The following is a 16508-nucleotide window of genomic DNA, read 5'->3' as shown; positions in this document are numbered from 1 at the left end:
CGGTCCGCCCGGTCCCTACCGGAGGTTAGGCGGTGGCGGCCCCCGCGGCGAGCACCACCCGTCCTCGACGCGCGGGAACGACCGCGCACGTGGTCGTGTTGAGGGCGATGGACGGCGCGCACGACGCGCGTCGCGGGCGAGGAGGTGGGCACGTGACGTACGAGGTCACGAAGACCGACGAGCAGTGGGCGCTCGAGCTCGAGCCGCAGGAGTTCGCGGTCCTGCGACGCGCGGGCACCGAGCGCGCGTTCACGGGCGCGCTGCTCGACGAGAAGCGCCGCGGCGTGTACCGATGTCGCGCGTGCGGTGGCGAGCTGTTCTCGTCGGACGCGAAGTTCGACTCGCACTGCGGGTGGCCGAGCTTCTTCACGCCGCTCGCGGGCGACGCGGTCGAGCTGGTCGAGGACCGGTCGCACGGGATGGTCCGCACCGAGGTGCGGTGCGCCCGGTGCGGCTCGCACCTGGGCCACGTGTTCGACGACGCGCCCCAGACGCCGACGGGCGACCGGTTCTGCATGAACTCGGTGAGCCTGACGTTCGAGCCGGTGGACGCCCAGGGCTGAGGACCGGACCGTCAGCCGGACGAGGGCTCCCGACCCGCCGCCCGGGTGCCGGGAGCACCCGTCCGGGCCTCGTCGGCGGGGACCCGCCTGATCCGTTCGGTCGACACACCGGGCGAACCTGCGAGACGGGCTGAAGCCGGGGCCCGTACAAGCCGATAATGACCGCGTGGACGAGGTGCTCACGGTGCGACGGTGGCGGCGGTACGGCGCCGACCGGCTCTACGTGACCCACGAGACCGGTGCGCGGGTCGGGTCGATCGACCTGCAGTCGGGTGAGGTGGTCGTCGAGGAGCCGGAGCTCGAGGAGGGTCTGCGCCGGGCGGCGCAGGAGTTCCTGCGCGGCGACGGCAACGAGATCACGCTCCCGCTGCCCCGCCAGCCGTTCGGCGAGCCCGAGCGCACCGCGCTGCACGCATGGCTCGGTCCCACGGACGAGCCGCGCGCGGAGCGCGGCGCACCGCTGCGCACGCGCCTCGAGCGCCTGTACGCCGAGGGCTGGCACGTGGTGCACGACGTGCCGCTCGGCCGGCAGGGGACGGTCGTGGAGCACCTGCTCGTCGGCCCCGGCGGCATCCTGACCGTCGCGGAGCGCGGCATGCCCGGCGAGCGCGTGGTCGTGCGTGGCCGGCTCATGACGATCGGCGGGACGGCCGTCGGCCACCTGCACGCGGCCCGCATGGAGGCCGCGCGGGTGCAGGGGCTGCTGCTGCGCGCGGGGTGCGCCGACATCACGGTCCGGGCGCTCGTCGTCGTCCGCGGGGAGCTGCAGGTCGAGGCCCCGCCCGCGCCCGGGGAGGCCGTCGTCGTGACGCGTGGCGAGCTGCCGCGCGCGATCCGCGGGCTCCCACCCGTGCTCGAGCCGGACCGTGTCGCGGCCGTCGCGCACGTCGCCCGGCAGCGCGTCACCTGGACGCGATAGCACCCGGATGCACCCGATCCGGGCCATCGGGCACGGACCGGCGCAGAACGTTCACCCCTTCGGGCTCGACGTCGGCCCGGGCGAACCGTTCCCACAGGGGCACTTCACACGCCAAGATGTGCGCGTGATGGACGACGACCTGCAGCAGCTCGAGCGCGAGCTCGGCTTGTTCCTGCGCCGAGCGACCGCGTCCTCGACCGCGATGGCGCGGCGGGTGCACCCGGAGCTCGAGCCCTCGGCGTACGAGCTGCTCGCGCTCATCGAGCGGACGCCCGGGGTGCGCGCGAGCGACCTGGCCGCGTACATCGGGGTGGGTCGCGGGACGATGTCCCGCCAGCTCGCGCGGCTCGGCGCGCTGGGGCTCCTGACGCGCTCGCCCGACCCGGACGACTTCCGCGGCCAGCTCCTGGCGCTGACGCCCGAGGGGTCGTGCCGGCTCGCCTCCGCGCAGCAGGCGCGGACCGACTTCCTGGCCCGCGCGCTCGAGGACTGGGCGCCGGAGCAGATCTCCCAGCTCACCGCGCAGCTGGGCCGGCTCAACCGCGACCTGTCCTCGGCGTGGGCGACGCAGCCCGCGACGCCGGCCGCGTCGGCGGTGGGCTGACCTTCGAGCACCCCTCCCGCCCCTCGCGCCGGTCGTGAGCGGACGACCGGACCGACGACGACGGGGGCGGGCCCGGGTGGGCGCGCCCCCGTCGCGTCGAGGTGGGTCCGTCAGCGGCGTCGCGCGCCGTCCGCGAGCTCGTCGGTCACGGGCACGACCGTGGCCGCGGACTCCCGGACGACCTCGGCGACGGCCTCGCGCGCCGGCTCGTCGGTGACCTGCTCGTGGGTGGTCCGCTCGTCGGTGGCCTGCTCGTCGAGGAGCTGCTCGACGCCCGAGCGTCGGCCGAGCGGTACCTCCTCGAGGAACAGCACCGCCACCAGCGAGATGAGCGCGACGGGCGCGGCGAACAGGAACAGGTCGGCGATCGCGTCACCGAACGACTGCTCGACGACGGTGCGCACCGGGCCGGGGAGCGTCGACAGGTCGGGCAGCGTGCCGTCGCCGCCCATCGCGCCCGGGTCGATGCCCAGCTTGCTCAGGCCGGTGACGATGTAGTCCGTCGAGCGGTTCGACAGGACCGCGCCGAGCACCGAGACGCCGATCGCGCCACCGAGCGTGCGGAAGAACGCGACGGTCGAGGTGCCGGAGCCGACCTCGGAGACGTGCAGCGTGTTCTGCACGGCGAGCACCAGGTTCTGCATGAGCATGCCGACGCCCGCGCCGAGGATCACCATGTACGCGCTGACGAGCACGAAGCTCGTGTCGTAGTGGATCGTGCCCATGAGGCCGATGCCGGCGGTGAGCACCGCGGCGCCCCAGATCATGAACGCCTTGTAGCGGCCCGTCCTGGAGATGATCTGGCCGGACACGGTCGACGAGACGAGCACTCCCGCGATCATCGGGATCGTCATGAGGCCCGACTCGGTGGGGGTCTTGCCGCGGGCGAGCTGCATGTACTGGCTGAGGAACACCGAGGTGCCGAACATCGCGATGCCCACCGCGATGCTGGCGATGACGGACAGCACGAGCGTGCGGTTGCGGAACAGGTGCAGCGGGATGATCGGCTCGGCGGCGCGGGACTCGACCCACAGCGCGGCCGCGAGCGTGACGACGGCACCGCCGACCATCGCGGCGGTCTGCCACGAGGCCCAGTCGAACGAGCTGCCGGCGAACGTGATCCACAGCAGGAGCAGCGCGATGCCGACCGAGATCAGCGTGGCGCCCCAGTAGTCGATCCGCACCACGCGGCGCGCGACCGTGGGCAGGTGCAGCGTGCGCTGGAGGACGACGATCGCGAAGATCGCGAACGGCAGCCCGACGAAGAAGTTGGCGCGCCACGTGAGCGAGGAGTCGGTGATGACCCCGCCGAGCAGCGGACCGCCGACCATCGAGATGCCCATGATCGCGCCCATGAGGCCCATGTACCGGCCGCGCTCGCGCGGACTGATGATGTCCGCGATCAGCACGGTGCCGAGCGCCGTCATGCCGCCCGCGCCGATGCCCTGCAGGGCGCGCATCGCGATGAGCATGTCGGTGTTGTGCGCGAGGCCGGCCAGCGCGGACGACACGACGGTCACGGCCAGCGCGAGCTGCACGAGCAGCTTGCGGCTCACGAGGTCGGCGAGCTTGCCCCAGATCGGCGTGGAGATCGTGGTGGTCAGCAGGGTCGCGGTGACGACCCAGGTGAACGCCGACTGGCTCCCGCCGAGGTCGGTGATGATGCGGGGCAGCGAGGACGACACGACGCTCGTGGCGAGCATCGAGACGAACATCCCGAGCAGGATGCCGGAGAGCGCCTCGAGGACCTCGCGGCGGGTCATGGCGGGCGCGGTGGTGCCGGGTGCGCCGGGCGGGGTGGGGTGCTGGGACACGGTGTTCCTGGTTCTCTTCGTGCGGTCGGGGCCCGGCGTCGTCGGCGGGGTGCTGTGCGGCTGGTGCGAGGGGGAGCGCGAGGCGGCGTCAGGCGGGTGTGCGGTCGGGCAGGACGCTCGCGCGGTCGAACGTCGCGCTGAGCCGGACGAGCACCTCGGTGGCCGCCGCGAGGTCGCGCTCGTCCCAGTCGGCGAACAGGTCGGCGGTGCGCTCCGCGAGGGCCGCCTCGATCTCCTCGGCGCGCGTGACGCCCGCGGGGGTCAGGTGCAGCGTGCGGGCCCGGCGGTCGTCGGTGTCGACGATGCGCTCGACGAGGCCGTCGTCGACGAGCTGGCTGACCTGGCGGCTGGCGACGGACACGTCGACCCGCATGAGGTGTGCGACGTCGCCGACCTGGGTGGGGTTCCCCTCGCGGGCGCGTGTCGCGAGGGTGCGGATGAGCGCGGCGGTGGCCCGGCTGCAGTCGATGCCGCGGACGAGGGGTGCGCTCGCGTCGCGCAGCGTGCGCCAGAACGTCTCGGCGGCACGGAGCATCGCGAGCTCGGGGTTCTGCTGGTGGGCGGTCACGGGGTCCTCACTGGTGGTTGCTGCATGCAACTGTACGCGCCGATGTGTGCAGCATGCAACGAAACCGGGCGTCTCGTGGCTCACATGCCGAGCGCCGCCCCCGGCAGGGAGCGGCGCTCGCGACGGACGGCCCGGCGGGGCGCGTCAGGCGGTCTGCCCGCGGCGCTGGACCCGCACGCCCTCCATGTCCTCGAGCTCGACGCCCTTCGTCTCCGGCACGCGCCAGAGCGTGAACACGAACGACAGCGCCGCGAACAGCGCGTACATGAAGTACGGCACCGACGCGCCGAACGCCCCCAGCAGCGGCGGGAACGAGATCGTGATGAGGAAGTTCGCGATCCACTGCGCGGCCGCGGCGACGCCGAGGGCAGCGGCCCGGATGCGGTTGGGGAACATCTCGCCGAGCAGCACCCACACCAGCGGGCCCCACGTCGCGCCGAAGAACACGACGAACGCGTTCGCGGCGATCAGCGCGGTCGTGCCCCAGCCGTCGGGCAGCTGCGTCAGCACCTCGCCCGCGTTCTCCGGGTCGGGCACCTCGTAGGAGTTGAGGAACGCGATCGCCATGACCGCCAGGCACACCGCCATCCCCGCGGAGCCGATCAGCAGCAGCGGACGGCGGCCCACCTTGTCGACGAGCGCGATCGCGATGAACGTGACGACGACGTTGGTGACCGCCGTGATCGTCGAGATCGTGAACGAGTCGCTCTCGTCGAACCCGACGGCCTGCCACAGCGTGTTCGAGTAGTAGAAGATCACGTTGATCCCGACGAACTGCTGGAACACCGACAGCAGGATCCCGACCCACACCACCGGCAGGAGCCCGAACCGCGGCCCGCGCAGGCTCGCCTTGGGCGCGTGCTCGTCGCTGCGGATCGTGTTCTCGATCTCGGCGACCCGGTCGGCGGCCTCCTCGCGCGTGCCGAGCACGTCCGTCAGCACCGCCAGCGCCTCGTCCTGGCGGCCCTTGCTCACCAGGTAGCGCGGCGACTCGGGGATGCGCAGCGCGAGGATCCCGTACACCGTGGCGGGCACCACCGCGACGATGAACATCCACCGCCACGCCTCGAGCCCGAGCCACAGCTCGCCCGCCGCGTCCGCGCCCTCGCCCGGCGTCGCCAGCGCGAGCAGCTGGTCGGACAGCAGCGCGGCGAAGATGCCGATGACGATCGCGAGCTGCTGCAGCGAGCCGAGCCGCCCGCGGATCACCGCGGGCGCGATCTCCGCGATGTAGGCGGGTGCGATCACGGACGCGATGCCGATGCCGACCCCCGCGAGGAACCGCCACAGGATCAGGTCCCACACGCCGAACGCGATACCGGACAGGATCGACGAGACGAAGAACAGCACCGCGCCGATGAACATGACGCGCGTGCGGCCGTACCGGTCCGCGAGCCGACCGCCCAGCCAGGCACCGAGCGCGCAGCCCAGCAGCGCGACCGCGACCGCGAAGCCCGACAGCGCGTCGCTGAGGCCGAACTCGTCGGTGAACGCCTTGACCGCGCCGTTGATGACCGACGAGTCGAAGCCGAACAGGAACCCGCCGACCGCCGCCGCCACGGCGAGCGCGACGGCCTTCCCGTGGTGCGGGCTGCGCCGGGCGTCCGCGGGACCCCCGGCACCCCCCGGCCCGCCGCCCGCGCCGCTGCGGACGGTCTCCGGACCTGTGGACGCCTCCGGACCTGTGGACATGGTGTGCGCCCCTCTCGTCACGTCGCGGCCCCGTCGCGCCGCCCCGAGGTCCACCCTGACGCCGACGCCCGTGCGCTGCACGTCGAGAGGGTGCACGACGAGCGCTCGCGGTGCCGTCGCGGTGCCATCTGCGACGACGGCTGCGACGACGGCTGCGACGACGGCTGCAGCGTCGGCCGCGACGCCCGGACGGCCCGCGCGGGGGAGACTGGGCGCGGAGGTGACGATGTCCGACGAACCGCGCCGGCCCCGGCGTCCCGCGATGCTCGACCCCCAGGCGGCGGACGAGCTGCCCGGCGAGCTGGACCCCGCGCTGCGTGCCGAGGTCGCGCACACGACCGCTGCCGCGCTCGTCCACCAGGGCCGCGCCAACCAGGACCCGCAGGTGGTGGCCCGGCTGGTCGCGCTCGTCGAGACCGAGGGGCTGGACGTGGTCGCCGGGCTCTGGTCCGACAGCGCGCCCGCGACGCTGCCCGGCGCGCTGTGGCGGCTGTACGTGCTGCGCGAGTGGGTGCGCCGCGACCCGGAGACCATCGCCGATCGGTACCGGCAGGGCACCGCCGCGGTCCCGGTGCACGACGTGGTCGCGGGCGTCGCACAGGCACCGGGGCCCGCCGACGTGCGGGCGGTGGCCGACGCCGTGCTCTCGGGCGTCTACACGGGCGACCTCGACGTCGCGCTCGAGCGGGCGGGCGCGTTCTGCCGCGTGCTGGCCGCGGGGGCCGCGATCGACGCCGACCACCTGGACGCGGTCGACCCGCGCGGGGCGACGCGTCAGACGTTCGGCGCGTCCGCGCTGCTGCGCACGGCCGAGGAGCTCGAGCACGCCGCACAGCTGTGGCGCGCCGGCCGGCTCGAGTAGGGCCGGGGCCGCGTCGCGGTGCGGGTGGCCCGCCGCGCGGCGCGGGTCAGCCGAGGAACGGGTGCACGAGCAGCGTGAACACCGCGGCGACGAGCGCGGCCGCGGGATCGTCAGGATCCACGCGATCGCGATGTTCTTGGCCACGCCCCAGCGCACGGCGGACAGACGCTTGGTCGCGCCCACGCCCATGATGGCCGAGGTGATCGTGTGTGTCGTCGAGACCGGCGCGTGCAGCACGAACGCGTTGACGTAGAGCACCGTGGCGGACACCGACTCGGCGACGAACCCGCGCGCCGGGTCGAGCTCGATGATCTTGCGACCGAGCGTGCGCATGATGCGCCAGCCACCGGAGTACGTGCCCGCGGAGATCGCGGCGGCCGCGGCGAGCTTGACCCACAGCGGGATCTCGCCCGGCTCGGCCCAGCCGACCGCGGCGAGCGCCATGACGATGACGCCCATGGTCTTCTGCGCGTCCTGCAGGCCGTGCCCGAGCGCCATCGCGGCGGCGGAGACGGTCTGCGCGAGGCGGAACCGGCGCGTCGCGCGCGACGGGTTGGCGTTCTTCACGACCCACAGCAGCGCGACCATGATGAGGAACGCGAGCCCGAAGCCCACGAGCGGCGAGAAGATCATCGGCAGGACGACCTTGTCGACGATCGCGGAGCCGTACACGCCGAGACCGCCGGCGACCCCCGCGCCGACGAGCCCGCCGATGAGCGCGTGCGTCGACGACGACGGCAGCCCGAACCACCAGGTGATCAGGTTCCAGGTGATCGCACCGACGAGCGCGCACAGCACGACGACGAGCTGGGTGTGCGCGGGCGCGTCGCCGAGGTCGACGATCGACTTCGCGATCGTCTCGGCGACCTCGGTACCGAGCAGGGCGCCGGCGAAGTTCATCACCGCGGCCATGAGCAGCGCGATGCGCGGCGTCAGGGCGCGCGTCGACACGGACGTGGCGATGGCGTTCGCGGCGTCGTGGAACCCGTTGGTGTAGTCGAACCCGAGAGCGAGCGCGACGACGAGGATGGCGAGCGCGACCTCCACGACGCTCAGGACTCCTTGAGGGCGATCGTCTCGACCGCGTTCGCGACCTTCTCGAAGGCGTCCGCGGCCTCCTCGAGCTTCTCGACGATCTCCTTGAGCTTGAGCAGGAGGATCGGGTCGCTGATCTCGTCGAACAGCTGCGCGAGGAGCTTGCGGTAGGACTTGTCGGCCTGGTTCTCGAGGCGGTTGACCTCGACCCAGTACTCGGCGAGCGAGTCCATCGAGCGCAGGCGGGGCATGGCCTCGGCCGTGAGCTCGGCGGCGCGCTGGAGCACCTGGACCTGGTCGGCGACGCGCGGCGGCAGCTCGCCGATCTTGTACAGGACCATGAGGTCCGCGGCCTCGTCCATGAAGTCCATGCAGTCGTCGAGCGCGGACGCGAGCATGTAGATGTCGTCGCGGTCGAACGGGGTCACGAACGTCTGGTTGAGCCGACGCATGATCTGGTGCGTCGCCTCGTCGGCCAGGTGCTCGGCCTCCGACATCCGCTTGTTGAGCTCCTTGCGGGCGGCGCTGGACGCACCGAGCATCTCGCCGAGCAGGTTCGACCCTGTGACGAGGTGCTGCGCCGAGGCGGCGAACAGGTCGAAGAACGTGGTGTCGCGCGGTGTCAGGCGCAGGCGCACTTCAGGCTCCGGAGGAGGGGCGGCAGGTCGGGATCAGGCTAGTTGCACGACGACGCTCACGTGAAACGCGAGTGTCGCGGGTATGGACCCGGGGTGACAGCCGAAGTCTGCCACTGTCCGGGGCTCTCCTGGTCAGGACCTGGGTCGGGGGTTCCGGACGCGGGGGTGCATCCGGTCCCACGGCCGGGTGGTCGTGGGTGCGACGTCGGACCGGGAGCGCCTCTCGGCGCGCGGCCGCTCGAAGCGGCTGAAGATGGAGCCCGGGGCTACCGCGGTCCGACGTCGCCCGACCATCGTAAGACCCCGCAGCGGTGCGATCGACGCCGCGGGCGTGGGCACGGTCCAGGTCCAGGTCCAGGCCCCGGTGCCGCACGTCACAGCGGCCGGTGCACCTCGACGGCCACCACGCGCGGTCCCGCGGCGCGCTGCGCGACGTGCGCGACGAGCACCTGGCCGGGACGCAGGTAGGGGTCCGTGGGCGGGAGCGCCTCACGGGCGCCGCGTCGCGCGTGCGCGGCGAGCGTCTCGAGCACCGTGGGGAGTACGGGCCGGTGCGTGCACAGCAGGGCGTCCTGCGTGCGGTGCAGCAGGTCCGTGACGACCTCGACGACCGCGCCCGGGTCGGCCGCGTGCCCGTGCTCGGACAGCGCGGGGACGTGCTCGATCGGCACCTGCGCGTGCGACGCGTACGGCTGCGTGGTCTCGACGCAGCGCCGCCACGGGCTCGTCACGACGCGCGCGGCGCCGAACGCCGACACGACCGGCACCAGCCCCGCCGCCTGGTGGCGCCCGTCGGGCGTGAGCGGCCGTGAGGCCTCGTCGTCGGGCCACGCGGCGCGGGAGCGCGCGCTGCCGTGCCGGGCGACGACGAGCGCGCGCGTGTCCAGACGGCCGCGGGCGTGCTCCTCGACGAGCGCGACGAGCGGCACCCGGTCCGCCGGGCGGGTGAGCCGCGCCGCGGCGGCCTCGACGTCGTACCAGCGCACCTGGTCGATCTCGTCGCGCGACGCCCGCGGGACCGGCGGGCGGGCCCGCAGCGCGGCCGCGTCCTGGCGCCCGGCGACCTGCGCCGCCCAGTAGTGCACGCGCTTGAGCCGGCCGTCGGACAGCCGGTACTCGAGCGGGGGCAGCGGGACGCCCAGCACCACGTCGTGGGTGGTCTCCTCGGCGACCTCGCGCCACGCGGCCTCGACGACCGTCTCGCCCGGGTCGATCTTGCCCTTGGGCCACGACCAGTCCCGGTACCGGGGCCGGTGCACGAGCGCGACCTGCAGCCGGCCCGTGCGCACGCGCCAGACGAGGGCACCGGCCGCCTCCAGGACGGCCCCGCGTGCCGGTACGGTCACCGGCCCGAGCCCGGGCGCCGCCGCTGGCGCGTGATGAGGACGGACTGCAGGTCGACCAGCGGGGTGCCGTCCTCGGCGTGCGCGTGGCGCCGCCAGGCGCCGTCCGGGCCGAGGTGCCACGAGGACGTGGTGTCCGCGACGGACTCGTCGACCAGGTCGACCAGCTCGGCGACCTGGTCGGGGTCCGCGACACGCACGAGCGCCTCGACTCGGCGGTCCAGGTTGCGGTGCATGAGGTCCGCCGAGCCGATGAGCACCTCGGGGCCCGTGAAGCCGTCGTCGTCGGCGGGTGTCGCGTGCGCGAACGCGAAGATGCGCGAGTGCTCGAGGAACCGCCCGAGGATCGAGCGCACCCGGATCGTCTCGCTCAGGCCCGGCACGCCGGGCCGCAGTGCGCAGATGCCGCGCACCACCAGGTCGACGGGCACGCCCGCCTGGCTCGCGCGGTACAGCGCGTCGATCGTGGTCTCGTCGACCATCGAGTTGACCTTGATCTTGATCCACGCGGGCTGCCCGGCCCGCGCGGCCCGCGCCTCGCGGTCGATGCGCTCCACCAGGCCGCTGCGGACCGAGCGCGGCGCGACGAGCAGGCGGTGGAACCGGCTCTTGGGGGCGTAGCCCGAGAGCTGGTTGAACAGCCGCGTCAGGTCCTGGCCGACCTCCGGGTCCGCGGTCAGCAGGCCCAGGTCGGTGTACAGGCGCGCGGTCTTCGGGTGGTAGTTGCCGGTGCCGACGTGGCTGTAGCGGCGCAGGCCGTCGGCCTCCTGGCGGACGACGAGCGAGAGCTTGCAGTGCGTCTTGAGCCCGACGATGCCGTACACCACGTGCACGCCGGCCTGCTCGAGCTTGCGTGCCCAGGAGATGTTGTTCTGCTCGTCGAACCGGGCCTTGATCTCGACGAGCGCGAGCACCTGCTTGCCGGCCTCGGCCGCGTCGATCAAGGCGTCGACGATCGGGGAGTCGCCCGACGTGCGGTACAGCGTCTGCTTGATCGCGAGGACGCTCGGGTCGGCCGCCGCCTGCTCGAGGAACGTCTGCACGCTCGTCGAGAACGAGTCGTACGGGTGGTGCAGCAGGATGTCGCGCTCGCGGATCTTGGCGAACACGTCCGTCGGCGTGGCCGACTCCACCTCGGCGAGCTGGCGGTGCGTCGTCGGGACGAACCGCGGGAACTGCAGCTCCGCGCGGTCGAGGTCCGCGATGACGTTCAGGCCCGTCTGGTCCAGCGGCGCGGGCAGCTCGTACACCTCGTCCTCGGCCATGCCGAGCTCGCGGACCAGGAGCGTGCGGATGCGCGGGCTGATCCCCTCCGCGAGCTCGAGGCGCACGGGCGGGCCGAACCGCCGGCGCAGGAGCTCCTTCTCCATGGCCTTGAGCAGGTTCTCGGCGTCGTCCTCCTCGACCTCCACGTCCTCGTTGCGCGTCACGCGGAACGTGTGGTGCTCGCGCACCTCCATGCCCGGGAACAGGTGCTCGAGGTGCTCGGAGATGACGTCCTCGACGGGCACGAAGCTCGTCGGGCCCTTCTCGACCGTCGCCGACTTCTCGTCGGGCGCGCTCGGCCGGCCCGAGGCGTCCACCACGATGAACCGCGGCAGCAGCGGCGGCACCTTGACGCGCGCGAAGTGCTCCTTGCCGGTCGTGGGGTTCACGACGACGACCGCGAGGTTGAGCGAGAGCCCGGAGATGTACGGGAACGGGTGCGCCGGGTCCACCGCGAGCGGCGTCAGCACCGGGAAGATCTGCCGGCGGAAGAACTTGCGCAGCCGGTCCTGCTCGGAGTCCCCGAGGTCCTGCCAGCGCACGAGCGTGATGCCCTCGGCGGCGAGCGCGGGCTGCACCTGGTCCGCGAACACGCGCGCGTGCCGGTCCATCAGCTCGTGCGCCTTCTCGCTGATCGCCTCGAGCACCTGGCGCGGGCTCAGGCCGGACGCCGCGGTCATCGCGATGCCCGTCGCGATGCGTCGCTTGAGGCCCGCGACGCGGACCATGAAGAACTCGTCGAGGTTCGACGCGAAGATCGCCAGGAACCGCACCCGCTCGAGCAGCGGCAGGTCCGCGTCCTCCGCGAGCTCCAGGACCCGCTGGTTGAACGCGAGCCACGACAGCTCGCGGTCGAGGAAGCGGTCGTCGGGCAGGGGGGTGCTCTCGGCGTCCCGGTGCGCCTCCTCGGCCAGCGCGAGGTGCTCGGCGATGCGGGCCTCGAGCTCGGAGTCGAGGGCGGTCGCGTCGGTCATGCGCCCATCGTGGCATCCCCGGGTGAACGAGGCGTGTCGTCGCCGAACATCACGTCGACCGCGGACCGCTCGAACCCCGCACGGCGGTATGTGCGGATCGCGACCTCGTTCGAGGCCTCCGTGTAGAGGATCACCTCACGCAGCCCGGCCAGGGTCAGGTGCGTCAGCCCGAGGTCCGTCAGCGCGCCGCCCAGGCCGAGGCCCTGCGCGTCCGGGTCCACGCCGACGACGTAGATCTCGCCGACGGGCTCGGGGCCGTGCTCGCCGGCGGCGTGCACCTTCGTCCACACCGAGCCGAGCAGCATGCCGTCACGCTCCGCGAGCAGGAACCCCGCCGGGTCGAACCACGGCTCGGCCTCGCGCGCCCGCAGGTCCGCGCTGGTCATCCGGCCCTGCTCGGGGTGGTGCGCGAACGCGCGCGAGTTGACGCGACGCCACGCCTCCTCGTCCTGCCCGGGGACGAACCGGCGGACGCGCACGCCCGTCGGCAGGGTGCGGTCGGGCGCCTGCGGGCGGCGCGCGAGCTCCAGGCGCATCTGCCACAGCTCGCGCACCACCGCCATGCCGGCGGAGCGCGCGAGGGCCCGCGCCGCGGTCAGGTCGCCGTGCGCCCACACGTGCAGCGCCCGGCGCGGCGACTCGTCGGCCGTCGCGCGGGCGGCGTCCAGCAGCGCGCGGCCCAGCCCCGCGCGGCGGTGGTCCGGGTGCACGACGAGCTCCGCGCGCGCGGTCGTCGCGCTGCCGACGTCGACCTGCGCGTAGCCGACGACGTGCGCGTCGGCGACGTCCGTGGTGTCGTCCTCGGTGGTCGCGACGAGGTGCACGACGTGCGCCTCGTCGGACTCGAGCGACAGCAGCGGCTGCTCCGACAGCGGGGCGACCTCGTCGTGCACGGCCGCGGCAGCGGCCAGGGCCCGCACGGCGTCGGCGGTCACGGGTGCGAGCGGTGCGGGGCGTGCGGCCACCGCGATGCGCGCCTTCGTCGGCTCCACCATCCACCCATCCCACCACGCGAGACGGGTCAGGGGCACCAGGTCACCCGTGCGAGCGACACGTGGGCTGCGGCTCGACGCCGGTCGCGTCACGCCACCCGCAGGCGGTCGCCGAACCCCCTGTGGCACGACCCCACGGTGACGTACGTTGGTCCGATCATGGACCTCAGCCCCGACCTCTCGCGCGTGAGCGGACGGGACCGTGACCCGGTGCCCGCAGCAACCGCGCCCACGGGCGCGCCGACCAGGGAGGACGCCTCGCCGAGCAGGACAATGCCCCCGCTGCCGACGACCGCCGACCCGCTGGACCATCGGCCGGACGCCGGTGCGCCGACGAACCCGTCGGCCACCCGGCGCGTGACCCGCCGCAGCCTGCGCGAGGCGTCCGACGCGACCGGCGAGCAGGCGCGGGCGGACCCCGAGCAGGCCGCCCCGGCCACCGGCGCCCCGGGCCGGCGCGCCGCGCCGGACGTGCCGCAGCCCTCGCGCTCGACCCGCCGCTCGCGCCGGGCCGCCGCGACCGAGGCACCCACGCGCCCGGTCGTCGACGTCGACGTCGTCGTGATCGGCGCCGGCCAGGCCGGCCTCTCCGCGGCGTACCACCTCCACAAGGCCGGGCTCGTGCCCGTGGGCGACCGCGGCTGGCAGGACGCGGAGGCGACGTTCGTCGTGCTCGACGACGCCCCGGCGCCCGGCGGCGCGTGGCAGCACCGCCCGCCCGGCATGCGCGTGTCCGACGCGCACGGCGTGCACGACCTGCCGGGCATGCCCCTGCTCGTGCCCGACCCCGCCGAGAGCGCCGCACACGCGGTGCCGTACTACTTCGCGCAGTACGAGGAGGCGTTCGGCCTGCACGTGCAGCGGCCCGTGGCCGTGACGCGCGTCGAGGACGAGGACGCCGACGAGGCGCCCGCAGGCGGACGACGCCTCGTCGTGACGTCGCACCTCGTCGACTCGCCGGGCGAGGAGGTGCTCTGGCGCGCGCGTGGCCTGGTCAACGCGTCGGGGACATGGCGCAAGCCGTTCTGGCCCACCTACCCCGGGCGGGCCGCGTTCCGCGGCCGCCAGCTCCACTCGCGTGACGTGCTCGACCCCGGCGCGCTCGCCGACGGGCACGTCGTCGTGGTCGGCGGCGGGACCTCGGCCGCGCAGCTGCTGCTCGCGCTCGCGGACGTCACGACGACCACCTGGGTCACCCGCCGCCCGCCGGCCTGGCGCGACGGACAGCTCACGCCCGAGCTCGGGCGGGCCGCCGTCGCGCTCGTCGACGAGCGCACCCGTGCCGGGCTGCCGCCGGGCTCGATCGTCTCGGTCACCGGCCTCCCGCTCACCGACGCGTACCGCGCCGGCATCGACGCGGGCGTGCTGCGCGCCCGGCCCGCGTTCAGCCGGATCGTCCCCGACGGCGTCGTGTGGGACGACCCGGTGCCGCCGCCCGTGCCCGCCGCGGAGCCGTTCGACGGTGTCGTGCCGGGGCTCGGTGCGTGGGTCGGCGGGGACGCGCACGTCGCCGCCCGGACCCTCGTGTGGGCGACCGGCTACCGCCCCGCGCTGGACCACCTGGCGCCGCTGCGGCTGCGCGGCCCGCGCGGCGGGATCGTCATGGACGGCACGCGCGTCGCCGCCGACCCACGCCTGCACCTCGTCGGGTACGGGCCGTCCGCGTCGACCGTCGGCGCCAACCGCGCCGGGCGCGACGCGGTGCGCGAGCTGCTGGGTCACCTCGCCCTGCGCTGACGCGCCCGCACCCGCACGTGCCGGGGGCCCGGGCGCACGGTCCGGGCCCCCGGTACGGGGTGTGCGTCCGTCAGGAGCAGACGACCGGGACGGCGCCCGTCGGCGCGGTGCCCGAGCCGATGAACCCGTACTCGGCGCTCTGCCCCGGCGCGAGCGAGCCGTTCCACGCCGCGTTCGCGACCGTGACCGCGCTCGTGCCGGAGAACGTGCCGCCCCAGCCCTGCGCGACCGTCGCGCCGGACAGCGTGAACGACGTCGACCACGCCGCGATCGGCCTGGCGCCCGCCGTGACCTTCACCGAGCCCTGGAACCCGCCCGGCCAGCGCCCGACGACCGTGAACGTCGCCGTGCAGGTGCCGCCCGGCGTCGTCGTGGGCTCGTGCGTCGGCTCCTGGGTGGGCTCGTCGGTCGGGTCGACGGTGGGCTCGACGGTGGGCTCGACGGTGGGCTCGTTCGTCGGCTCCTGGGTCGGGTCGGTCCCGCCGCCGTAGACCTTCGCCGTCACGGCGGTCGCCTTGATGCCGTTCGCGCCGTCGAAGATGCGCGTACCCCACGTCGACTTCCGGGCCGGGTCGAACCCGGTCACCATGTCGAGGTACTCGACCCCGCCGCCGTTGCCCGACCACGACCAGCCGTAGTAGCCGATCCCGCGCGCCGCGGCCTCGGACATGATCGTGTCCTCGTCGGGGTCGCCGTCGGAGTGCATGTCGCCGAACTCGCCGATCACGAGCGGCAGGCCCTTGGCCTTGAACGCGTCGAGGTACGTCCGGATCGTCGACGCGTTGTTGTACACGCCGTACATGTGGACCGAGAACAGCACGTTGCCGTCGGGGTCACCCGCCGCGACCGTCTGGGCGTTGTCGCGCATGATCCCGGCCCAGTCCTGGCCCCACGACGGGGCGTCGACCACGATGTTGTGATGCAGGCCCGCGGCGCGCAGCTTCTTGATCGCCGCGACGGTGTCGGCGGTCCACGTCGCGTTCGCGGTGGCGTTGTTGCCGTACGGCTCGTTGCCGATGTTGATCTGGACGTAGTCCTCCTGGCCGATCAGCGCCGACCTGATGCCCACCCAGTAGCTCGCGGCGGTGTCGAGCGTGACGGCGCCGCTCTGCTCGCCGTACCCGGTGGTGTCGTGGTTCTCGAGCATGCAGATGAGCTTGTTCGCCTTGCACAGGCTGATGACGTTCGCGACGTCCGCCGCGTCGTTCTTGGTCCACCGGTCGCCGCCCGACAGGACGACGCGCAGCGCGTTCGCGCCCGCGGCCCGGATCGCGGGGATCGCGGTCGGGGTCTGCGAGGTGTACCAGGTGTGCGCGTGGCTCACGCCGCGTGCGACGAACGGGGTGCCGTCCTTCTCCACGAGCGTCGTGCCGGAGACGTGAAGCCCGGGCGGGGTGGCGGCGTGCGCCGAGGTGGCCAGGGCCGTCGCGCCGAGCGCGGCGACGAGGGCGGCCGCGGCGGCGCCGGCGAGCAGGGGTCGAGACCTCATGGAAATCCTCTT

At 73.8% G+C, this 16508-nt stretch carries 13 protein-coding genes and 1 pseudogene; 5 read left to right on the top strand and 9 right to left on the bottom strand.

The window, feature by feature from the left end:
* Positions 1-152: 152 nt before the first annotated feature.
* From msrB to CBP52_RS10375, 3 genes are all read left to right on the top strand, one after another.
* Complete coding sequence (msrB, locus tag CBP52_RS10385) at positions 153-563, top strand: peptide-methionine (R)-S-oxide reductase MsrB (protein WP_094182317.1); 411 nt, start codon at positions 153-155, stop codon at positions 561-563.
* Between the two features lie 166 nt (positions 564-729).
* Entirely contained in the window at positions 730-1482 is a 753-nt protein-coding gene (locus CBP52_RS10380) for a nuclease-related domain-containing protein (RefSeq protein ID WP_094180881.1), read from the top strand.
* Between the two features lie 127 nt (positions 1483-1609).
* Positions 1610-2086: a MarR family winged helix-turn-helix transcriptional regulator gene (locus CBP52_RS10375; RefSeq protein ID WP_094180880.1), complete on the top strand. Its 477-nt coding sequence runs from the start codon at positions 1610-1612 to the stop codon at positions 2084-2086.
* A 110-nt stretch (positions 2087-2196) separates the two neighbouring features.
* Here the strand turns inward: CBP52_RS10375 and CBP52_RS10370 are convergent, their stop codons facing one another.
* The 3 genes from CBP52_RS10370 to CBP52_RS10360 form a co-directional block, all read right to left on the bottom strand.
* The gene (locus tag CBP52_RS10370) at positions 2197-3849 is read right to left on the bottom strand and encodes an MDR family MFS transporter (RefSeq protein WP_094182316.1); all 1653 of its coding nucleotides are present in this window, start codon (positions 3847-3849) and stop codon (positions 2197-2199) included.
* Between the two features lie 139 nt (positions 3850-3988).
* Entirely contained in the window at positions 3989-4468 is a 480-nt protein-coding gene (locus CBP52_RS10365; RefSeq protein WP_094180879.1) for a MarR family winged helix-turn-helix transcriptional regulator, read from the bottom strand.
* A 144-nt stretch (positions 4469-4612) separates the two neighbouring features.
* Positions 4613-6160: a sugar porter family MFS transporter gene (locus tag CBP52_RS10360; RefSeq protein ID WP_094182315.1), complete on the bottom strand. Its 1548-nt coding sequence runs from the start codon at positions 6158-6160 to the stop codon at positions 4613-4615.
* A gap of 226 nt (positions 6161-6386) precedes the next feature.
* On the opposite strand from CBP52_RS10360, the gene CBP52_RS10355 reads away from it, so the two are divergent.
* Positions 6387-7022, top strand: a complete 636-nt coding sequence (locus tag CBP52_RS10355; RefSeq protein ID WP_232514439.1) for a hypothetical protein — start codon at positions 6387-6389, stop codon at positions 7020-7022.
* 46 nt (positions 7023-7068) lie between these two features.
* Here CBP52_RS10355 and CBP52_RS10350 read toward each other — a convergent pair.
* The 5 genes and pseudogenes from CBP52_RS10350 to mshD form a co-directional block, all read right to left on the bottom strand.
* A pseudogene (locus tag CBP52_RS10350) lies at positions 7069-8069 on the bottom strand (anion permease).
* Between the two features lie 5 nt (positions 8070-8074).
* Positions 8075-8695 carry a DUF47 domain-containing protein gene (locus CBP52_RS10345; RefSeq protein WP_094180877.1) on the bottom strand — a complete coding sequence of 207 codons (621 nt, stop codon included), beginning with the start codon at positions 8693-8695 and terminating at the stop codon, positions 8075-8077.
* A gap of 374 nt (positions 8696-9069) precedes the next feature.
* A complete protein-coding gene (locus tag CBP52_RS10340; RefSeq protein ID WP_094180876.1) occupies positions 9070-10041 on the bottom strand; it encodes an NUDIX hydrolase in 972 nt (323 codons plus the stop codon).
* A complete protein-coding gene (locus CBP52_RS10335) occupies positions 10038-12278 on the bottom strand; it encodes an RNA degradosome polyphosphate kinase (protein WP_094180875.1) in 2241 nt (746 codons plus the stop codon). Before CBP52_RS10335 ends, CBP52_RS10340 begins: the two co-directional genes overlap by 4 nt.
* Positions 12275-13273, bottom strand: coding sequence for a mycothiol synthase (mshD, locus tag CBP52_RS10330; RefSeq protein ID WP_094180874.1), 999 nt, complete (start codon positions 13271-13273; stop codon positions 12275-12277). Before mshD ends, CBP52_RS10335 begins: the two co-directional genes overlap by 4 nt.
* 207 nt (positions 13274-13480) lie before the next feature.
* Between mshD and CBP52_RS10325 the strand changes: the two genes are divergently transcribed.
* Positions 13481-15007 carry an NAD(P)-binding domain-containing protein gene (locus tag CBP52_RS10325; RefSeq protein ID WP_369826212.1) on the top strand — a complete coding sequence of 509 codons (1527 nt, stop codon included), beginning with the start codon at positions 13481-13483 and terminating at the stop codon, positions 15005-15007.
* Between the two features lie 70 nt (positions 15008-15077).
* On the opposite strand, the gene CBP52_RS18585 is transcribed toward CBP52_RS10325, so the two are convergent.
* Positions 15078-16496, bottom strand: a complete 1419-nt coding sequence (locus CBP52_RS18585) for a cellulase family glycosylhydrolase (protein ID WP_094180872.1) — start codon at positions 16494-16496, stop codon at positions 15078-15080.
* Positions 16497-16508: the final 12 nt, after the last annotated feature.

This window comes from Cellulomonas sp. PSBB021, assembly GCF_002240455.1.
Classification (GTDB): domain Bacteria; phylum Actinomycetota; class Actinomycetes; order Actinomycetales; family Cellulomonadaceae; genus Cellulomonas; species Cellulomonas uda.
The sequence above is the reverse complement of the archived record's forward strand: the minus strand, read 5'-3'. Positions and strand labels throughout refer to the sequence as shown.